A 20,291-nucleotide genomic window follows, 5' to 3' on the forward strand; every position below is an offset into this window, starting at 1 on the left:
CAAAGTGAGCCTGCAGAACCGCAAAACGCCGTGGCCCATAAAAAAAGCCTTTGCCAGCTTAAACGGGCAAAGGCTTTCTTAGGCAGGCAATGTACGTGGTTTATTCCACCGTCACCGATTTGGCCAGATTGCGTGGCTGATCGACATCGGTGCCTTTGGCCACGGCCGCATAATAGGCAATCAGCTGCACCGGTACCGCATAGATCAGCGGGGTGATGAAGCTGTCGGCCTTGGGCACTTCGACCTTGGCCCAGACCCCGGTGCCCGCGCGGGCCAGCCCTTCGGCGTCGGAGATCAGCACCACCTTGCCACCGCGCGCCATGACCTCCTGCATGTTCGACACCGTCTTTTCAAACAGTGCGTCGCAGGGGGCGATGACGATCACCGGCACATTCTCGTCGATCAGGGCGATCGGGCCATGCTTCATTTCACCGGCGGCATAGCCCTCGGCATGGACATAGGAGATTTCCTTGAGCTTCAGCGCGCCTTCAAGGGCGAGCGGGAAGCTGGAGCCACGGCCGAGATAGAGTACGTCGCGCGCCTTGGCGATGTCGCTGCCCAGTGCCGCCAGTTTGCGTTCGTCCTTAAGGAACTCGACAATATGGCGCGGGGTTTCCAACAGCGCCGCCGCGAAGGCCTTTTCGTCGTCTTCGCTCAACCGGCCGCGGGCGCGGCCTGCCGCAATGGCAAGGGCCGCCAGTGCCGCCAGCTGGCAGGTGAAGGCCTTGGTCGATGCCACGCCGATTTCCGGCCCGGCAAAGGTCGGCAGTACAATATCGGCTTCGCGCGCGATCGAGCTTTCCGGCACATTGACCACGGCTACCGTGGTCTGACCCTGCTCTTTGGCTTCGCGCAAGGCGGCCAGCGTATCGGCGGTTTCGCCCGACTGCGAAATGAACAGCGCCATACCCTTTTCGGGGTAGACCGGCTCGCGATAGCGCAGTTCCGAGGCGTAATCGATTTCAACACCCAGACGGGCCAGCTGCTCAAACCAGTATTTGCCGACCAGACCAGCGTAATAGGCGGTGCCGCAAGCGGTGATGGTCAGCCGAGAGGCCACCGCGAAGGCCGCCTTCAGCGCATCATCCATGCGGGCAATCGGCCCGTCGGGGTCGATATAATGGGCCAGCGTGTGGGCGATGACTTCGGGCTGCTCGTGAATTTCCTTGGCCATGAAGTGGCGGAAACCACCCTTGTCGACCAGCCCGACCGAGGCCGTGGTCACCTTGACCTCGCGCGAGACCAGCTTGTCCTCGGCGTCATAGATCGTGACCTTGTTCATGCGCAGCACGGCGACATCGCCATTTTCGAGATAGGCAACATGGTTGGTGAACGGGGCCAGCGCAAAGGCGTCCGATCCCATATAGCCTTCGGTCTCGCCAAAGCCGACCGCCAGCGGGCTGCCCATGCGGGCACCGATCAGCAGGCCGTCTTCGCCGGTGAAGATCATCGCCAGAGCATAGGCCCCGGTAAAGCGGCGCACGGCGGCCAGCACGGCCTGTTCCGGGCTCAGCCCCTCGGCCAGATACTGGTCGACGACATGGGCGCACACCTCGGTATCAGTTTCGGACTCGAAATGGTGGCCCTTGGCAATCAGTTCGGCGCGCAGTTCGCGATAGTTTTCGATAATGCCGTTATGCACCACCGCCACCCGTGGCGTGGCATGGGGGTGGGCGTTGGCTTCGCTGGGCTTGCCATGGGTGGCCCAGCGGGTATGGCCAATGCCGGTAAAGCCGGGCAGTGGCTGGCCCGCCAGTTTGGTACTTAAATTTCCCAGCTTACCGACCGCCCGACAGCGCACCAGCTTGCCATGGTTCAGGGTGGCAATACCGGCGGAATCATAACCGCGGTATTCCAGACGCCTTAGCGCTTCCAGAATGTCGATGGCGCAGTCTTTGGTACCCGCGATGCCGACGATGCCGCACATACTTGACTATCCTTTGTTCTGTAGCGCCGCTTACCCGAAAAGCGCGGTGAAAGCGTTTGGGGCAGCGGCGCGGCAAAATACAGTGAACCACAAGCATCCGATCAGGAATGCTTGAGGCTTTTCTCCTTGATGGCTTTCTTGCGGGCACGGAACAGCTCGCCTGCCCCCGGCAATTCGCGATGCTCGGCACGGGTCAGCGCCAGGGCGTTGGCCGCCACATCCCGCGTGATGACCGAACCGGCACCGATCACGGCACCATCGCCCACCTTGACCGGGGCCACCAGTGCGGTGTCGGAACCAATAAAGACGCCTGCACCAATGTCGGTATGGCTTTTGTTGTAGCCGTCATAGTTGCAGGTGATGGTTCCGGCCCCGATATTGGTGCCCGCACCAACCCGCGCATCGCCGAGATAGGTCAGGTGATTGGCTTTGGCACCTTTTTCCAACCGGGCATTCTTCACTTCGACGAAGTTGCCGACATGGACGTTTTCTTCCAGCACCGCGCCGGGGCGCAGGCGGGCGAAGGGGCCGATTTGCGCACCCTTACCGACGTCAGCACCTTCAAGATGGCTGAAAGAATGGATCACCGCACCGCTGTGGATGGTGACGCCGGGGCCGATGAAGACATTCGGTTCGATAATGACATCGGGTTCGATGTTGGTATCGTGCGACAGATACACCGTGGCCGGATCGACCATGGTGACGCCTTCGTTGAGGTAGTCGTTACGCAGACGGGTCTGCATAGCGGCCTCGGCCGAGGCCAGCTCGGCCCGGCTATTGACGCCAATGGCTTCATCCGCGGCCATCAGCAGCACGGTGCAGTGCATACCTTCTTCCCGGGCCATGGCCGGCACATCGGTCAGGTAATATTCGCCCTGGGCATTGTTGTTCTTCAGCGCGGCGGTCCAGCGGAACAGATCCCTGGCGCTGAGGGCCAGAATCCCGGAATTGCACAGCTTGATGTCGCGCTGGGCCGGGCTGGCATCCTTGAATTCGATGATATGGTGCAGGAAGCCATCGGCGTCGAGCACAACACGGCCATAGGCCGCCGGATCGGCGGGCTTGAAGGCGGTCAGGCACAGACCGGTCTTTTCCTGCGCGTTATAGGCGGCGGCAAAGGTCTGATCCTTGACCAGCGGCATGTCGCCATAGGCGATCAGAACCGGCCCGTCGAAGCCTTCCAGCGCGTTGGCGGCGGCGGCGGCGGCATGGCCGGTGCCAAGCTGCTCCTGCTGCACCACGGTGGCGGCCCCCATGCTGTGGGCAAAGGCCCGCACGGCTTCGCCGCCCGCGTGTGTCACCACCACGATTTTTTCTGCGCCGCCGTCGCGCAGGGCGTTAATAACGTGGCCGAGCATCGGCAAGCCCGCCACTTTATGCATTACTTTTGAGGTGGCGGACTTCATCCGCTTACCCTGGCCTGCGGCCAAAATGATTCCCGCTTTTGTCATGCTTGTTCGATAACCCTGCTCTGGCTTATGGGTAAAGTTACGATTTGCAACGCATTATTGCCAGATGACAGGACGCTTATCCCTTCTCGTTGCCAAGTTACAGGAAACTCATCTCTCCCATGTCCCCAGCTTTCATTTTTGATCTCGACGGCACACTGGTCGATACCGCGCCCGACCTTCTGGATGCTTTGAACCAACTGATGATGCGCGTGGACCGACGCTTAATCAATGCAGAGGAATTACGCCATCTGGTTGGCCGTGGCGCCCGGATTCTGATCCAGCGGGCCTTTGAAATCACCGGTGATCCGGTCGATCCGTCCCGTCTGGATGGGCTGTTTGACGAATATTTCAGCCTGTACGAGGTTTGCGTGGCGGAAAAAAGCCGCCCCTATCCCGGCGTGATCGAGACCCTGACGGCCCTAAAAGCCAAAGGGGCCAAAATGGCGGTGCTGACCAATAAGCCCCACGCCCTGGCCGAAGCGATTCTGCCCGCCATGGGCTTGGCGGAATTTTTCCCGGTGGTCTATGGCTCGGGTAAACGGCCCTATAGCAAGCCCGACGCCCGGCTGGTGCCCGAAGTGCTGGCCGATATTGGGGCCGATAAGGCGCAGGCCGTGATGGTGGGTGACAGCATTACCGATGTCGAAACCGCCCATAATGGCGGAATTCCGGCGATTATCCTGCCCTATGGCTACACTCCGGACCCGGTCGAAACCCTTGGGGCTGACGCTCTGGTGGCTGGCTTTGCCGATGTTCCGGCTGCCGCGGCCCGTCTGTTGGGCAAAAAATCTTAAACCCGGCGGTGGATTTCACCGGGGGGGACGCTTGACGAAGCGGGGGGCTGGGCTTTATAGCCTGCCGACCCAATTCGTTGGGGGCGGCCATTCTTTCGGCCTTGGTTCGGGTGCGTAGCTCAGCGGGAGAGCACTCCCTTCACACGGGAGGGGTCACAGGTTCAATCCCTGTCGCGCCCACCATTCTTTTCAATAGGTTAGGCTGCTTTCGACGGTGATCCAACTTTCTGGTTGGGATTATCCTGGGATAATGACTGTTCGCAGGCCAGTGTTTGCACCTTGTTGATCCATTGATTTATGGCTGTGCAGGCCTCGGCCAAATAGTCCGGGTCATATTCCCCGTATCCTGCTGTGATTCTGCTATTCGCCCCGCGGTGCCCTAACTGATATGAAATTTGTTCAGATGGTACCTTAGCCAACCGCAGCACTGTCGCTACCTTGTGGCGAAAGCTATATGGGGTGAGTTTGGGGATGTTTACACTTTCACGCGTGCAGGCCCGGTGTAGGGCTTGGCGGATCGAATAGTGCCCCGAATACCCAATATAGCGGTTGCCGAGCCTGTCGATCCCTCTACGTTCCCATGTGTCGAGCGCCGTTGCCAATATCTCTGGGCACCGTACTGTTGGGCGCACCTTCTTATTTTGCATCCGGCCTTCCGGGTTCAGGCAAAGTAATCCAGCGTCTCTCACGCGGGCGGATGGGGTTAAGTCGAGTGCCGCTGTTGGGCGGCATCCTGTCGCCATAGAGACAAGTATCCAACGGCGTAAATCCTTAGGCATTTGTGTGGCCCACAAACGGGCTATTTCTACATCTGTCGGGATGTATGGTTTGCGTGGGGCCTTACCATTGAGACGCCATTCCGTCTGCATTTTCGTAACGCTGGTAACGATTTCAAGCGGTTGTTTGGCTCGACGAAGAGCAGCGGATAGTACCACCATGTTCCGTGCGATATAGGATAATGCGTGCCCCTTTTTTAGAGACCATTGCGCAAACTCCCGTTGTTTGTCTTCTGTGATGGCACCAACGCGAATATGATCCCCCCAACATTCAAGAAATAAACGGCTGGAATGTCGTGCTTGTTTTGCCGTGGTCGTCATATCCCCGTGCTGCTCACAGTAGTTCTTCAAGACGACCACCAGATAAGTGTCGTTACGTGTTGGTTCGCCAGCAATAATAATTTGAGCCAACTTGTTCTTGGCTTCTTCTATATCTGCTGAGCCAAGGCTTTTACGGCGTGTTCTTCCAGTTCCTTCGTCATGCCAGAATCGATAGAGGTACGGAGATGCGGGATCTTTAGCGATCCATTGTCCACCAAGTTCGAAGAGGCTGTTAGTTTTGGGTCGGGACATGATTGTTCCAGAAAATTAGCAATATATCGTTGGATAGCACTTGGTCGATAATAGGGTTTCCCCCGCTTCCCGCGAACCCAAGAAATGTGTCCGGATTTTCGAGCTAAACGCAGTCCATCCGCTGACAATAACGACCATCGTGCGAGTGCATCTTCTTGGGGGATGGGATCATCATCCGCCTGCAGACTATTTTTATTAGATGTGTTACCAGTCGAATCGAAAGGCTTTGGCATCACACTTTCTTCCCATAATCTTTTGTAGAGTGATAGAGCCTTTGGAATTTTCTGAGTTCCCCGATCGGGTAGAAAACACGGTTTCCAATTTTATAATATTGGGGGCCTGGGTTGCTCTCTGAGGATCGCCAATTCGCCAGGGTCTTCGGAGAAATGAGGCCACCCAGATATGCAGCCGTTTCTTTTGTGTTCAACAGGTAATTCTTGCTAAATTTTTGGACATAAGTTTCACTGCTGGAGGCAATGCCTCCAGTTGCCGTATTCTCAAACATTGTATAGTTCCTAGCTTGCGTAGCTCTTCGGTGAACGGCAAAATGGCACCGATAAATATTGCTTGCAAACATAACCTTTCAAACATTCAACACTAATTAGGTATCTCATACGGAGACCAGGTAGCCGGATTTTAAAGTCATGAATGGTTTCATGCTGAAAATGTAGTGTGCCACCAGCCTGAGGGCTGACTTCGAGCACTACGCTCGATGGCGATATATTCTGGTGCCAAGCAAAACGTCTATTTTTTCTCGCCCTTAGGAAGCTATTTTTATCATAGGGTGCGATTAAAAATTTTGCCCCAGAGTTATCGTTGTCATCCCGCAATGTCTTTTCTCATCCCTATAACCCCCTCGTTTCCTCGATACGAATGAGTTTCTTTGACGTTAGTGTCTTTGCGCAATCACGCAGGGAGGACGCTAAAGTGTGAAATATATTTGCCAGTTTCTTTAAAGCTGACCTTTGAATTTAGTCGGAAGGCGCAAAGCATTTTACGGCATGCGCTGTCACTAACTGACATTGCGCGTCAGCCGTTAAATCAAGGGAAAACAAGAGGTTCTGACAGGTGTCAGGTGACGATAATCATCTGACATAAAGGGAGGGTTTATGTCTATGGGACATAATCCAAAATACAAGAAGGTGGCTTGTTCCCACCGCACAACCGTTCGCAGTAACGCTCGGCTGGACTTTGCAGCGGTCAATGCCGCCGCGATGAGGGTTCTGCCGAGCCTTCTGCATCGCTGGCTGCCACAAGGTCACCGCGAAGGGTATGAATGGTGCGTTGGATCGCTGGCGGGTGAGCCTGGCCATTCACTTAAAATCAATCTGCGTAGTGGTCTGTGGCATGACTTTGCCACGGGCGAAGGCGGGAGTGATCCGGTGTCACTCGCCGCTGCAATTTTCCGTATTAAACAGAGCGATGCGTGCCGCAAGATCGCGATCATGCTGGGGGTAATCTATGCGTAATTTAAATCAGGCGGCTGCATTCGCACCGCTGAGCGACAGTGAAACTTTGCAGGTGGCTGGTAACGTGCCGTCATATGCTGCGGCGAACGAGAACGAATGGGAGGTGATCCTGCCCATTCGCGATACAGCCTGTCTGCCGCCAGATACGCATCCGGTGCATGGTCGTTACAGTCAGCGCTGGGTATACACCGATGCCGATGGCGCGGACCTGTTTTATGTGTGCCGCTTTGATGTGGCTGAAGGTAAGAAAGTCGTTCTTCCTCTTACCTACTGCCGCAATACGCTGGGGCACGAAGAATGGCGTTGGCATGGCGTATCAACCCCACGGCCATTATACAATCTTTCCGAATTGGCCAAGCGCCCAGACGTTCCTGTCTTGGTTTGCGAAGGTGAAAAGTCTGCGGAAGCTGCTGCCACTCTTTTTCCGGGCTATGTGACAATAACGAGCCCCAATGGCTCCAAGGCTGCCGATCACGCGAATTGGAAGCCTCTGGCTGGGCGGGCGGTTACGATCTGGCCCGATCATGATGACCCAGGGCGCAAATACGCCGAGGCTGTTTCTGCTCTGGCATGGGCTGCGGGTGCCGCGTCTGTCGCTGTTGTGCAGGTGCCAGAATATTTTCCGGATAAATGGGACTTGGCTGATACTTTGCCGGGTGGGAGTGACGGGCAAGATTTGCAAGAACTGCTTGCAAACGCGATGGCTGCCGCAAAGCCAGTAAAGAACAGTGCGGGCATTCATCCGAAGGGGTTCCGGATGTTGCCGACAGGCCTGTATTTCGATAGTGAAAAGGATGAAAACGCCATTTGGATTTCGTCCTATTTCAAGGTGCTCGCCGAGACACGCAAACGCGACAAGACTGGGTGGGGTTTGTTGCTTCAGTGGCTGGACCGTGACGATCATCCCCACACGTTGACAATCCCGCAGACGATGCTGGCCGGTGATCCAGCAAACCTGCAAAAATTACTGCTGGATAACGGGTTGAAGTTGTCTGCGCTGCCTAAGGGGCGCAGTTTGTTGAATATGTATTTGTCGAGCGTAAGCCCCGGAGCCATGGCTGTGTGCGTTGACCGTACAGGTTGGGAGGGCAAGGTTTATGTTACGTCTTCTCGGGTCTATGGCGATACCAAAGGTGAAACGGTCGTTTTCCAGTCTGAGGCGCGTGTGCCTGATTATACCGTGCGTGGCACTCTGTCTGAATGGCAGGACAACATCGCGAAATTAGCTGTCGGCAACTCTCGGCTCGGGCTTGCGATATCTTCAGCTTTTGCCGGGCCGTTGCTGCATCTCATTGGTGAAGAAAACTTTGGGTTCCACTTTGCGGGTGGTTCGTCCAGTGGGAAGACGACGGCCTTGCGCTGCGCCGGGAGTGTCTGGGGGATTGAGACCGGCTCGTGGCGTGCAACGGATAACGCTGCCGAGATGATGGCCTGTGCGGCAAATGACGGCCTGCTGCTGCTCGACGAACTGTCCCAAGCAGATGGGCATGCCGCTGACGCCATGGTGTACATGTTGGGTAACGGTCAGGGTAAGCACCGTCTGCGCAAAGACATCACCAGTAAACCCGCGTTAAGTTGGCGGGTTGTGTTCCTGTCGAGTGGCGAGATTGGTATTGCCACCAAGATCAATGAGGCCGATCAGACTTTCCGGGCAGGTCATTCTGTGCGTCTGATCGAAATCTCGGCAGATGCAGGTAAAGGGTACAAGCTGTTTGATACACTGCACGACTTTCGTAGTGGCAATGACTTGGCCAATCATTTGCGTCATGCATGCGCAAAATACCGTGGAGCGGTGTTGCCGCCCTTTCTCGAAGCTGTGACGGCGGATGTCGATGCGACCACCAGCTGGGTACGGGATCGTGTCGAAGCATGGAAGGCTGCGTATATTCCTTCCGGTGCTAATGGCCAGGTCAGCCGTGTCGGGGCGCGTTTCGCCCTTACGGCGGCAGCGGGTGCGTTTGCCACCGATCGCGGTTTGCTGCCATGGCCTGTGGATGAGGCGTTTCGGGCCTGTGCGGCCTGTTTCAACGACTGGCTTGCTACTCGGGGGACTTCCGGTTCTGCCGAGGATGAAGCCGCACTGCAGCAGGTACGGGCATTCATTGAAACCTACGGATTGTCTCGCTTTATCCCGATATACTCAGATTCAACGCCTTTAGATGAGGGTATGCCTGTGCTGCGGCGTGCCGGGTATCGGCGTAAGGATGAATATGGCCGGTGGTGTTATATGGTGCTGGCAACGGTGTGGAGTAACGAGGTCTGCAAGGGACTGAATCCCCGTGCTGTTGCAAAGGCACTGATTGCCAAGGGATTGATGAAGGGCGACGCAAATGGCCGTTCATCGTGTCCCGTGTGCATTCCGGGCGAAGATAAAATGCGTGTCTACTATCTGCTGCCGGACATTCTGGTGAGTGAAGCGGGGTCTTCGACGCCTGATGATCCTGTTTCCACGTGTTCCGGCGTTCCTGCTGGTTATCCCGTTGATATTCCATGAGTTCCGCCGGAACACGGTCTCGTCCGGTATGTGTTCAACGTGTTCCGTGGCAGGCTTGTCCGCTTGCCCCGGAACACACCGGAACACATTAAATTGGGGCGTGAATGGCGAGTGTTTCTAAATAATAATAACGAAAACAACGTGTTACGTGCTCGGAACACCAAGAACACACAGAACACGCAAATAATGCGCGATCCCTGTCGATGAATGTCTTCTGGTTGTAGGCTGCACTACTTTTAATACGTATCCTGTTACCATTTGTTGTTTGTGGTTGTACGTCAATTATTGATTGCGCAGTTGTTAGAATTAGCTTCAAACTGCCCTGAGATTCTCTGGGCGTCGGCATCCGTCCGATGCTGATGCGCAGATATGTTCTTTCAGCAGTGCAAACGGGCACAAAAAGATAGTCATATTCATATTGTTAGGGCGTGCTCGTTGTGAAAGCGATTAATACCCATTCACTATACTATATCTGCGCATGTCTGGTGGTGGCGTATGGTTTCCTTTTTTCTGCCACTTCGGCTGAACCTGTGCTTGTGCACTTCGCCGGTTTTTCGATGGCGGGGCAGGCAAGCCGATCCGCGCAGGACTTTCCCTATTCATCCAAACTGATGGATGGCGCCACGGCGCGTACTTTTAATGCGGCGTTGCTAGCCGTTACACGGGCGCAAAATCTGCCTAATCTGACCATCTCAACCGACTTGGGAAACGTCCAGGCTGGCGACTCTTTAGCGTTGGCTGTTGTGCTGACATGGGAGAATGTCGGGATCGAGCGCTTGGGTGGATTATCAAAAATCGCAGTCAATCTGCAGGCGGAATTGCTACTGTTCGATTACACCAGTAAACAGATTGTCGCGACCTATCCTTTTGGTGTCGAGCGCATAGATGCCGTGCGTGGGGAAATAAGCGCTTCGCAGATCGAACAGAATTTTACCACGCTATATGATCCAGACAGCGGTCTGTTCCTGAAAGAGTTTGCATCAGCACTGCGTCGCATTGCTGCTAAGCGTAGTTTCGGAACGCGAGTGCAGATTGTTTCCAGTGAAATTGCGCCTGCCGCCGCGGCGACACTGACTGGCAGCAATATAGATGACCGCCGGGCTTCAGAACTGCTTGTCAGTGCATTCGAGCGTTATCTGTCGAAAAACAGCAACATTCCGGTTTTGCCACATGCGAGCGATCAGGTTATTGGCGGCGCGATGGCACTTCGCTTCGCAAACGGTGACGTCTTTAATCTGAAACTTCCACCGCCGGATTATCGCATTCATTTGACGTTGACGAATGCCCGGAAGGTTCCGGTATCGGAAACGGATGCAGCTTCAGCCTGGGCTTATGCCAGTTATCTCGATGTGCGGGTTGAACAGCCATTGTCAGGGCAAAACATTCTCGCTGCATCCTTCAAATATCCGTTTGTCAAAGTCATGCCAAAGGGAAGTGAGCCTGATGATACCGCTGCATTTGAAGAATCCCTTCTCACCATATCAGATCAGATAACCCAGAATTTTAATGTTCCTTCCAAAGACTGGAACCGGCAATGGCTTGTTGATGGTGATCCGGGGCAGATTATGCGTATGCCTAGTTTTCTGACCCTCTGCCGGTAAGTGATGATGTAATCACACCATGAAAAGAAATGATATGAGCGCCAAAATTCGTATTACCACACTAAGCGCCCTCGGGCTTTTTTCTCTGTGTGCATTATCTCCTGCCGCGCTGGCCGAGATTGTCGATGTACAGGGAACCGCATCTGTTCCATACAGCGGTAGTGTGTTCTCAAGTAAAGTCGATAGTGCTGTTCGGGAAAATGTTCTGCAATTGGCAGAAATTGATGCCCTAAACCGTTATTCTGCTGGGCTGTCTGCAGCAAAGTTTCAGCTTTATCAGCGTGCCGAGGCAGAGATTAAAGCGCATTTGGCAAGTTATGTCTCACAACCCGTCGTGCTTGAGGAAGGTTTTAAAAAGGAAGAGAAAAGCTATTATGTTGTTGTTCGTGTCTCGGTGAATACCAACCAGATTGACGATATAATCAGCCATTCCGCATCAGGTAATTCTAACGCGGCTGCACCGCAAGCTAAGACGGCCATCTCCTTCCTGTTCGTTGCCAGGACCACCAGTGCGGTAAAGCAATTTGATACGCGTAAGACACAGGTCAATGTGTCATCCGAGCGGGTGTCCGGTAAACAGTCCGGCAGTTTGTCTGGAAAAAATGCTAGCCTTACCTCAACCGCTAACCGTGAATCGACTGTGACGACAGGTGGAAATAGTGTCCGTCAAGCCGATGTCGTGACCTATGCGGTTTCTTCACCGGAAGACATGAATGCAACCATGTCTCAGATTTTTTCTGCCAATTCCATTGATGTTTATGATTATCGTGACATCAGTGCCCAGTGTGGCGGTACGAAACCTGAGACTGCGTATGCCGCGTTTTCCAATACAGATATTCTGTCAGGGGAACTGCGCAAAGGCGTTTTCGGAGCCGCTAAAAAGTGTGGTGTGACTATCTTTGCGACCGGTACCTTGGACGTTGGCATGCAAGATACTGATCCGGTTAGTGGCATGGCGCGGGTGTATGTTTCCGTGCGCACGCAGGTGAACGATGTGTCTGGCGTGTTGCCGCGCACCATCGCATCGGTTGGACCGGTGCAATATTCCGGGCTCGGGCCTGATGCGCAGGTTGCGCAGCGTAATGCGCTGACATTAGCCGCAAAAGAAGTGGCGCAGGAAATCAGCAGCCAACTGCTGGCACGAAACAAGTAAACTAATTAAAAAGAAGGGGAATACGATGCGTAAAGTGAAATGGGTGGCTGCGGCTGCATTAGTTGGTGGTTGCACTCTATTGATGCAGCCTGGATATGCGCAGTTTGCGGGGCTGAGTAATCCTCTGAGCAAAGGTGCGAAGAGTGATGCGGCCCCTGCTGGTGATCCTGAAAAAAGTCTGACGGCATTGAACGTGCGTTTTGCTGTTGCTATGCGTGAGATGCTGACAGCGGAAGCTTTTACATTAGAAGCTCTGGGCGATAAGGCTAAGGCCGATCAGTTATCTGAAACGGCTAAACCTACGGTCAGTGCGGTTGCGGCCCCCTCAGGCAAGGGTAAGGCTCACGCATCCGCACCTGCTGGTCATGCGCAGAGTCAAGAAGGCGTAGATTATTAATCTGTCTGCAGTGTTGTCCTCAACACACCCATGTGAGATCGTTTGTCTGATGCCAATCGCTGATCTACGCTTCTTGGGTAGTGTTTCGGCTTGCAGTGGTACAAAATGGAAGCCTCTGGACGCTAAGGTGTTGGTCCCATTTCGCAATAAATGGGACTGGGGGCGTGCGGGTTAATTTTTAAATGTGTATTTGAAACAATGTGATACTATTAAAATGTTAGTCCTTTTGGGACAAACATGTTGTGACTGAAGACGATTGCTCTGTGTGCCATCCGATAGGCCGAAGCTGGGTTGGCGTGTTGGGATTATCTTGGGACTACGTTCTTTTTTGTTCCGCGTATGGATGCCCTTTGTTCTTATTTCTTAGCGCGTAATTGACGGAAAGTCTGGCTTTTTTGTGCCGAGCAGGTCCCTTCACACGGGAGGGGTCACAGGTTCAATCCCTGTCGCGCCCACCATTTCCACAAAATCTGCATTATCGGTAATCTCGCGCGAGCGGGATTGTTTCATGTTGCTTGCCCGCTGTGCGCGGGCGGGCCCTGTCGCGCCCACCATTCTTTTCAAATACGTAGACGTCTCTGGGTTGTTCCCTGGTTCCTAAGTTGAAAAAAACTTGGGATCGCATGTGCTCGCTGGCGGCTTTGGGATGCGCCGAAGCCATGCATTCAGCGCTGCGCGGGCTGCCTTTGAGGTAATTCGGTGACCACTGCCATAGCGGGCTGTGGTGCACGCGCCGCTGCCATACAGGCCATGTAAATCCGGGGGGCCATGCAAATCCGGGGGCCAGAGAGCCGGTATCTGCCGGATCATTCTGGCGTAAACTGACAGGACTGCCCCTGAGGATGTTATCCATGAAATCGGCCGGGAGTGTTATTCCCGGCCGTTTCAACAAAGTCATGCAGATACTGTTTTATTTTTCACCGGCGTAGCTGTTCTTTGTGCCAGGTGTTGGCATATCGCTGATGACCATTATGGTCTTTGCGTGCGGTTTGCTGAGTGGCTTTTCCAACGTGATCCCGGTGCCAGAGATTTGTGCGCCGATGTCATGGGAAAATTTCAGCGGTGTACGGAGTGTTATTTCCTCTCCGCCCGGGCCATGGCCGCGTTTGGCGATAACCGCGGTCTCATAATCAGAACCCTGACCGATGGTGATCTCATCGCCGTCGTTAAAGCTTCTGTTGTCGGAAACCGGTAGGGTGTTTTTCCCCGCCTCGGTAGCAAGACGCAGATTTGCAGCCCCGGCAGAACCGACTTCGGCAATCTTCACGATTTCCCGCGCATCGCCATCATCCACGATAACCGTCTGGCCCGCATGGAAGCCGTGTGCATCCGAAACCTTGAGGTTCTTTGCACCGGTTTGCGCATCTGTCAGCAATTGCATCGTGGCAGGCACATGAAAATCGTTGCAGTTGCTATCGCTATCTGCACCGTCCGGCAGGCGCCCGGCACTGACATTGCCCTGTATGCCCGTCAGTGGTGGGAAGCTGATCGGAGAGCCGGGGGTAACAACGAAGCAACCGCTTTTACCTTCCCCGGAAATCGCCTGATAGCCTTCTGCCGCCCACGGATCAACCGTGTTACCATTGTTGGCGTAATGGCCGTAATTTAAGCTGTCCGCGACATTGTTATGGGCATCGCGCAGCACCATGCTGCCGGAGTTTATCGACAAGGCCGGGCCGCCAAACCACTGGTTCGGTTTGCTGGTGCCCTGATACCCTGCGGATGTCACCGCAGCATCCTGCACCACCGCGTCAACCGGATGGTTTTGCAGGAGGGGCTTATCCAGCGTAATGCCGGTTCCCAGTGCCCTGACGGGCTCGTTCGCCGAATGGGCAAACTGACTTGCCGGGGTAAAACGAATTCCCGTGCCGCGCGCGCTGAAGGGCAGGTTGGCAGCATGGCTGAAACGCAGCGGTGCGGTCAGTTCTATGCCGCTGCCAAGCTCGACAATATCCTCGCCACGAATATGTGATGCGGATAAAGCAGGTTCAAACCGCAGCAGGGCAGTTTTATCCTTCGGCTCGATCTTTGTGATGGTGACGGTCTGCATATTGCCGGGTGTTCCGACAATCAGTTTACCCCCAACGCTGTAGTTCAGTTTGGGACCGCCCCACCAGTTGCGCGCGTTACCAACTTCAATTTCATTTGTGTTCGGCTTGGTATCGGTCGCCACATAGCTGCGCAAGGCAGGGGTGCCGACGCTTTTGACGGTGACGGTTTCGATCCCGTGACCCTTGCTGTCGATATCCAGACGGATCTGGTCGCCGACAGAGATGTTTTGAATGTCTGTCGTCTGAATGTTGGTGGATCCTGCTGGCGCATTGGCTTCCAGATAGCCCTGCGTGCCCGCTTTGCCGACTTGCGTGATTGTTGCTACTTCGTATTTTTCAACATCTCTGCCGGTTACCGGATATACGGCGCCATAGCCTAATGCGACCTTTTCCCCGACATGGAAACCAGAGACATCCGTAACCGGAACAGTATCCGAACCGGCCGGTATCGTCAGTTCCGGCGTTTCTGCCGGCTGCCAAAGGGGCGTTGCACCACTCGCGGCGGTTCCAAGGCTGGCGATTTTCCGTGTCTCGGCCTGTGCCCCGGTCCCGACCGTGATGGTGTCGCCAACCTTCATGCCATCGGTGCTGCGCACATAGAGGGTGGTGTCCTGTGCCGCTGCCGGAATGACCAGCCCTGAATTTGCTAGCCCCAGTAAATAGAAGCCATGGGGCGCCAGTTTCGTACCGGCAGGAACCGCTATTTGGGAGAATATGGCATCCCCGCCGGCATGCTCGGTCAGAGACCAGCCGGAAATATCGGTCACTTTGTTCGAGGCGTTATAGAGTTCGATAAAGCCATTGGTTGGGTTGCTGCTGCCGTCGCTGACCCGGAATTCGTTGATCTTGATCGGGCTGGTATTGCGAACCTTTTCTGTTGCGGTCGCATTACGCACGTCCTTGCCTTGCAGCCAGGATACATTGGCAATGATATCGCCGTTAAAGGCTGATTTGCCGGAGGTAATCGTGAAAGCCGTCTGGACACTGGCCCCCGGGGCCACCGTATCGTTGATTACAAATTCTTTCCGGTTTGTACCGTACACGGTGGCGTTCCAGCCCTTTGGTACGGAAATGCCGAATTTGATGTAAGATACGGGTTTGCCGGTGACATTTGTGAAGGTGACAGTGGTTTTCTGCGTGCTTCCCGGTGAAAATGTTTGCAGACCGGTCGGTGTTTTTTCCGCCCCGGTGGCAGACAGGCTAACCAATGGCAGATCATACCCCGCTGCCACGATATTGGCCTGAACGGCTTGTTCGGTCTTATCTGTCGGATAGGTTCCGGCTGCCGTGATGGCACCCTCGTAGAAGGTTCCCTGCGAGCCGTTGCTGTTGTCGCCGCCATTGCCAAGCAGGATGGCACCTTGTTTGCGCATCGGATCATAGGTGCCGTCGACGCGCTTGCCGTCATAGGTCACCTTCAGCGGGCCGTTCTGGGCATCGCCGATCGCCATCGCCCAGCGGCGCGGTTCCCCCTTGGCCGTGGCGGTGGCAAAGCGCGATTTGATCGCCGGAAGGTCCGGGCAAAGCTGTGATTTATCGTCATTGACGCAGCCGACCAGATTGTTCTCCTGATCGGTCATGATCCAGGGACCGGGCAAAATCCCGTGTATCCAGCCGGAAGAATTTCCGAAATACAGCGTTTCCATCGTGCCGTTGCCATCGTCACGGCTGTCGATCTCGCCGTTACCGTAATCAAAGCAGCAGCCATTGTTGAAATGCTGGCCATTGATGACCCAGTAGAGGCCCTCTGCCTGATCGTCGACGGCGGTACCTTTGGCATCGTTGAGGCGCAGCCCCATGCCCGGCGCAATGAAAATGCCATAGGCCTTGTGCCCCATCACCGTAACGGGCGCCATATCGGCCAGCGGCAGGTTATTGAAACCACCTAAGGCCGGACCATCGAACCCACCACGTGGGGACTGTTTCAGGTCATTACCCTTGCCGGACTGGTCATACAGAATGGAGATGGAGCAGTATGTATCCGCGCAGAAGCGATCCTGGGCTGCTGCATCCGCATAACCGCCGCCATCCCGTGCGGATGGTTGCACCACGCCGATATCCAGCGATGTGCCATCTGATGCGCGCAGGATCTGATAAAGCGGGCCGTTATAGGCGGCGTAAAGGGCGCGTGTCGTGCTGTGTGCGGCGGCGCAAGGTGTGCCAGCTGCGGCGTAAATATCACAGGTTGCAGATGGCCGTTTGAGGTTAGACTCGGCTGCCTGCGCAGACACCACCAGCGTGCTACCTATCAGTACAAGTGCGAGCGCAGAACCCCGCATAAATTCCTTTTTCGTTTCCATAACGTTCCCTATGTATTGTGTGTTCGTTTTGGGGCTGTTGACCCGTCACATGCGTTCTCGATAGGCGTTGCGACCCTGCTGCAACCCTTTCACGTATCCGGTTACACGCTCGACGTGCTGCGAACGATTACTCAGACATTTTCCAGGGTCAATAGGACAATACAGAATTCTTATCGCCACACATTAGGTGTGCCGATGCTCTAATGCGGCCCAGGGTTGTTGTCTGGTTAGGGAATAAGCCGGTCGTGGCGCAGTTGTGCGAACAGATCGAAGAAGGCGAGGTCGGTCGTCTGATAGCCGGTGAAGCCAAGCTGGCGGCTTTTGCTCATATCAGTAACGACTTCAATCGGGCGACCAAGGTCGGCATCGCTGTGCCAGGGTGAAGCCAGTCGGCCAAGGTCTGGTTCAGCCAGGCCATGGCGGCCCGCAAGATCACGCCACAATCCGGCATCGTTCGCCATCTGGGTTTCCAGCGGCAGGATGGTTCCGTCAAAGGGGGCTGGCTGCAGACCAAACCAGTCGGCGATGCGGCCCCACATCCATTTCCAGCGGAAGATATCGCCATTGACGACGTTAAAGGCCTGATTGCGGGCGGCGGGTGTCGTTGCGGCCCACAGCATGTGGTGGGCCAGTTGGCGGGCATCGGTCATGTCGGTCAGGCTGTCCCACTGTGCGGCGGAGCCGGGAAAGCGGAACGGCCGACCGGTTTCCTTGCACAGGCTGGCATAGACGGCGAGCGTGGTGCCCATGTTCATGGCATTGCCAACCGCCTTACCAATGATCGTATGCGGACGATGGATACTCCAGCCAAAGCCATCGCGGGCTGCGGCGGCGAAAACCTCGTCCTCCTGCGCATAATAGAAATTCGGCACGTCAAGGCGTTGCTGCTGCTCGCGGAAGGGCGTTTGGGGCAGTGCGCCTTTGCCATAGGCCTCGAACGGGCCGAGATAGTGTTTAAGGCCGGTAACCAGCGCAACATGACGAACACTGCCTGCCGGGCGCAGCGCATCCAGCAGATTGCGCACCATTGTGCTGTTGACGCGGATGTTTTCAGCTTCGGTTGTCTGACGCGACCAGGTGGCGATGAAGACGGCGTCCGGCTTTAATCCGGCCAGTGCCGTGGCAAGGCTGGCAGAGGTCTGCAGGTCGGCGGCAACCGGGGTTACCCCCGGCTGTGCGGTGGGGCGGCGGGCCAGCCCCAGAACGGTCCAGCCTTGTTGTGCCAGCAGATGGGCGGTCGCGCTGCCGACAATGCCGCTGGTTCCGACAACCAATGCTGTAGATGCCATGTCTTTCTCCTGGGGTGGCCAATATGTTCAGACCAAAGCTAGGCAGCTGCCGGGGTAAATGCTAGAAGGCACCAATCAGGGACATAGGCACCTGGAGGTTCCCACCATGAAACCCGGCAGCCCGGAAGACGCATGGCGCGAGGATTGTGCGCCCAGACGTGTCCTCGATCTGTTTACCACCAAATGGCTGAGTATGGTTCTCCATACGTTGCATGCCAAGCATGGCGGGCGGGCGCGAACCGGTGTGCTGCTGCGCTCGCTACCCAATATCTCAAAGAAAATGCTGACCCAGACGTTACGGCAGATGGAGGCCCGCAAGCTGGTCATCCGCCACGTTCAGGGCACGGTTCCACCGGCCGTCGAATATGAGCTTACTCCGCTTGGCCTGCGTTTAGTCGACGCCGTTGAACTGTTATACGATTGGGCGCGCCGTAATGCCGATGCGCTGGATAGCCTGCCAGGCGGTTCCGCATCGCGCTGGTAGGTGCTAGGTGTTTTTAAAAGGGCGACCCATCATGACCGACATCCGTTTACCGCGCTGGCGTCAAATCGTGGCGTGGATTGTTACCGCCGTCTTCGGTGTGGGGTTCCTTCAGGGGGGCATCGGTGTCTGGACCGGACTGGTGCTGACCACCTGGCTGGCCGGCGCCCTGCCACCGCTGCGTGGTTTTGTCGTGCTGTTGGTGCTGACGCTACTCTTCAGCCTTGGCTCTGCCGGGGTCCTGCTGCATCAGCCGGTGCTGTTTCTGATCACGGCGGCGTTCAGTGTACTGCCTTTCCTGCTCTATCGGTTGTCGGGCTTGCGGCGCTTTTCTGATACGCTGCTGCTGCCACTGTGGGCGGTGGCGGTTTATGGGCTGATCAAGGCGCGGCTGCCGCACGAGATTTTTACGATTTTCTTTGCGGCACCCGATCTGCGGGGACTTGGTATTGATCCGGCCGCCGTCGGTCCGTCAACCCTTGGCCCGGTCGTGGCGGTGTTTCTGCTGCATTGGGTTGCGGCGGTGCTGTTGTGGTTCTGGAATGGGCACGCCCACCCGTTACGCGTTCTGGGTGCGGGTGTGGTGGCGTTCGCCCTTGGACTTGGCATTTTCCATGGCGCGGCGCTGTTTCAGTTTCTCGATTTCGACGCCTATTTTGCCACCGGTCCGGCCTATGCGTGGCTGTGTGTGTTGGGGGGCGCGATGCTGCTGGCCTGGGATGCGGTCGAATATAAAGGCGCTACACCGTGGACTAAGCGCGATGTAACCCTGCTGCAAAGTCCGCTCCGTGCCGCCGCGCTTCATGTCGAAGAAAAACTGGGTGAGGAAGCTCTGATCTCGGCGGCAGGCGAGCGCTTTGCCATTCGCGACGGCATCGTTCGGTTTGCCCCCGTTGTGGCGGGGCTTAATAAAAAATATCATCGGCTCTATCAGACTATCGGTGGTCTTTATGATGATTTTCAGCGGGTATTTTTTGCGTTGTCCGGCATCGACCGGCGTAAATATTTTGCGCTCTATCTCGATCTTTTGGAAATTAAACCCGGGGATCGGGTGCTGGAAACATCGGTTGGGACGGGCTTGAATTTCTTCTACCTGCCGCGCGGCTGTCAGTATTTCGGTCTTGATCTGTCCGGCGACATGCTGGCGGCGGCGCAGCGCTTTCTGACCCGCATGCGGGTGCCGGCCACGCTGATCGAGGGCAATGCCGAAGCGTTACCCTTTGCCGATGGTTCGATGGATGTGGTGTTCCATTGCGGCGGCATCAATTTTTTCAGCGACAAGGCCCGGGCGATTGCCGAGATGATCCGTGTCGCCAAACCGGGCTGCCGGATTCTGATCGCCGACGAAACCGAAAAGCTGGTGCAGAACGTCTATGAAAAGATGCCGCTGTCGGGGCTGTTTTTTAAACGCCGCAGTGTGCCGGTTATACTCCCCACAGACCTTCTTCCGCCAGAGATGGAGGAGGTGAAGGTGCAGTTCTTCCGTAATGACGAATTCTACGCCATCACCTTCCGCAAACCGAAATTGGGGTAAT

14 protein-coding genes and 1 tRNA gene are annotated in these 20,291 nt (G+C 55.6%); 9 read left to right on the forward strand and 6 right to left on the reverse strand.

Annotation, left to right across the window (positions count from 1 at the left end; all coding sequences use genetic code 11):
* Window positions 1-100: 100 nt before the first annotated feature.
* Window positions 101-1,927 carry a glutamine--fructose-6-phosphate transaminase (isomerizing) gene (gene glmS, locus ACZ5RI_RS05485; RefSeq protein WP_464515105.1) on the reverse strand — a complete coding sequence of 609 codons (1,827 nt, stop codon included), beginning with the start codon at window positions 1,925-1,927 and terminating at the stop codon, window positions 101-103.
* A 101-nt stretch (window positions 1,928-2,028) separates the two neighbouring features.
* Entirely contained in the window at window positions 2,029-3,333 is a 1,305-nt protein-coding gene (gene glmU / locus ACZ5RI_RS05490; protein ID WP_464515106.1) for a bifunctional UDP-N-acetylglucosamine diphosphorylase/glucosamine-1-phosphate N-acetyltransferase GlmU, read from the reverse strand.
* Between the two features lie 164 nt (window positions 3,334-3,497).
* Between glmU and ACZ5RI_RS05495 the strand changes: the two genes are divergently transcribed.
* Together ACZ5RI_RS05495 and ACZ5RI_RS05500 are read left to right on the forward strand one after the other, a co-directional pair.
* Window positions 3,498-4,172 (forward strand): HAD-IA family hydrolase, encoded by a 675-nt coding sequence (locus tag ACZ5RI_RS05495; protein WP_464515107.1) that lies wholly within the window; start codon window positions 3,498-3,500, stop codon window positions 4,170-4,172.
* A 108-nt stretch (window positions 4,173-4,280) separates the two neighbouring features.
* Window positions 4,281-4,355, forward strand: a tRNA-Val gene (locus ACZ5RI_RS05500).
* 14 nt (window positions 4,356-4,369) lie between these two features.
* On the opposite strand, the gene ACZ5RI_RS05505 is transcribed toward ACZ5RI_RS05500, so the two are convergent.
* Entirely contained in the window at window positions 4,370-5,521 is a 1,152-nt protein-coding gene (locus tag ACZ5RI_RS05505) for a tyrosine-type recombinase/integrase (protein ID WP_464515109.1), read from the reverse strand.
* 232 nt (window positions 5,522-5,753) lie between these two features.
* On the reverse strand, window positions 5,754-6,026 hold the full coding sequence (locus ACZ5RI_RS05510) for a helix-turn-helix domain-containing protein (protein WP_464515110.1): 273 nt from the start codon (window positions 6,024-6,026) through the stop codon (window positions 5,754-5,756).
* A gap of 604 nt (window positions 6,027-6,630) precedes the next feature.
* Between ACZ5RI_RS05510 and ACZ5RI_RS05515 the strand changes: the two genes are divergently transcribed.
* From ACZ5RI_RS05515 to ACZ5RI_RS05535, 5 genes are all read left to right on the forward strand, one after another.
* Window positions 6,631-6,990, forward strand: coding sequence for a hypothetical protein (locus tag ACZ5RI_RS05515; protein ID WP_464515111.1), 360 nt, complete (start codon window positions 6,631-6,633; stop codon window positions 6,988-6,990).
* The gene (locus ACZ5RI_RS05520; protein WP_464515112.1) at window positions 6,983-9,484 is read left to right on the forward strand and encodes a DUF927 domain-containing protein; all 2,502 of its coding nucleotides are present in this window, start codon (window positions 6,983-6,985) and stop codon (window positions 9,482-9,484) included. Before ACZ5RI_RS05515 ends, ACZ5RI_RS05520 begins: the two co-directional genes overlap by 8 nt.
* 437 nt (window positions 9,485-9,921) lie before the next feature.
* The gene (locus ACZ5RI_RS05525) at window positions 9,922-11,085 is read left to right on the forward strand and encodes a hypothetical protein (RefSeq protein ID WP_464515113.1); all 1,164 of its coding nucleotides are present in this window, start codon (window positions 9,922-9,924) and stop codon (window positions 11,083-11,085) included.
* A gap of 34 nt (window positions 11,086-11,119) precedes the next feature.
* Window positions 11,120-12,238: a hypothetical protein gene (locus ACZ5RI_RS05530; RefSeq protein WP_464515114.1), complete on the forward strand. Its 1,119-nt coding sequence runs from the start codon at window positions 11,120-11,122 to the stop codon at window positions 12,236-12,238.
* Window positions 12,239-12,263: 25 nt separating this feature from the next.
* Window positions 12,264-12,635, forward strand: coding sequence for a hypothetical protein (locus ACZ5RI_RS05535; RefSeq protein ID WP_464515115.1), 372 nt, complete (start codon window positions 12,264-12,266; stop codon window positions 12,633-12,635).
* Between the two features lie 910 nt (window positions 12,636-13,545).
* Here the strand turns inward: ACZ5RI_RS05535 and ACZ5RI_RS05540 are convergent.
* A complete protein-coding gene (locus tag ACZ5RI_RS05540; protein ID WP_464515116.1) occupies window positions 13,546-16,986 on the reverse strand; it encodes an arabinofuranosidase catalytic domain-containing protein in 3,441 nt (1,146 codons plus the stop codon).
* Window positions 16,987-17,213: 227 nt separating this feature from the next.
* A complete protein-coding gene (locus ACZ5RI_RS05545) occupies window positions 17,214-18,275 on the reverse strand; it encodes an SDR family oxidoreductase (protein WP_464515117.1) in 1,062 nt (353 codons plus the stop codon).
* A 106-nt stretch (window positions 18,276-18,381) separates the two neighbouring features.
* On the opposite strand from ACZ5RI_RS05545, the gene ACZ5RI_RS05550 reads away from it, so the two are divergent.
* Both ACZ5RI_RS05550 and ACZ5RI_RS05555 read left to right on the forward strand, forming a co-directional pair.
* Window positions 18,382-18,759, forward strand: coding sequence for a winged helix-turn-helix transcriptional regulator (locus tag ACZ5RI_RS05550; RefSeq protein WP_464515118.1), 378 nt, complete (start codon window positions 18,382-18,384; stop codon window positions 18,757-18,759).
* A gap of 31 nt (window positions 18,760-18,790) precedes the next feature.
* Complete coding sequence (locus ACZ5RI_RS05555; protein WP_464515119.1) at window positions 18,791-20,290, forward strand: class I SAM-dependent methyltransferase; 1,500 nt, start codon at window positions 18,791-18,793, stop codon at window positions 20,288-20,290.
* Window position 20,291: the final 1 nt, after the last annotated feature.

Source organism: Micropepsis pineolensis, assembly GCF_055392125.1.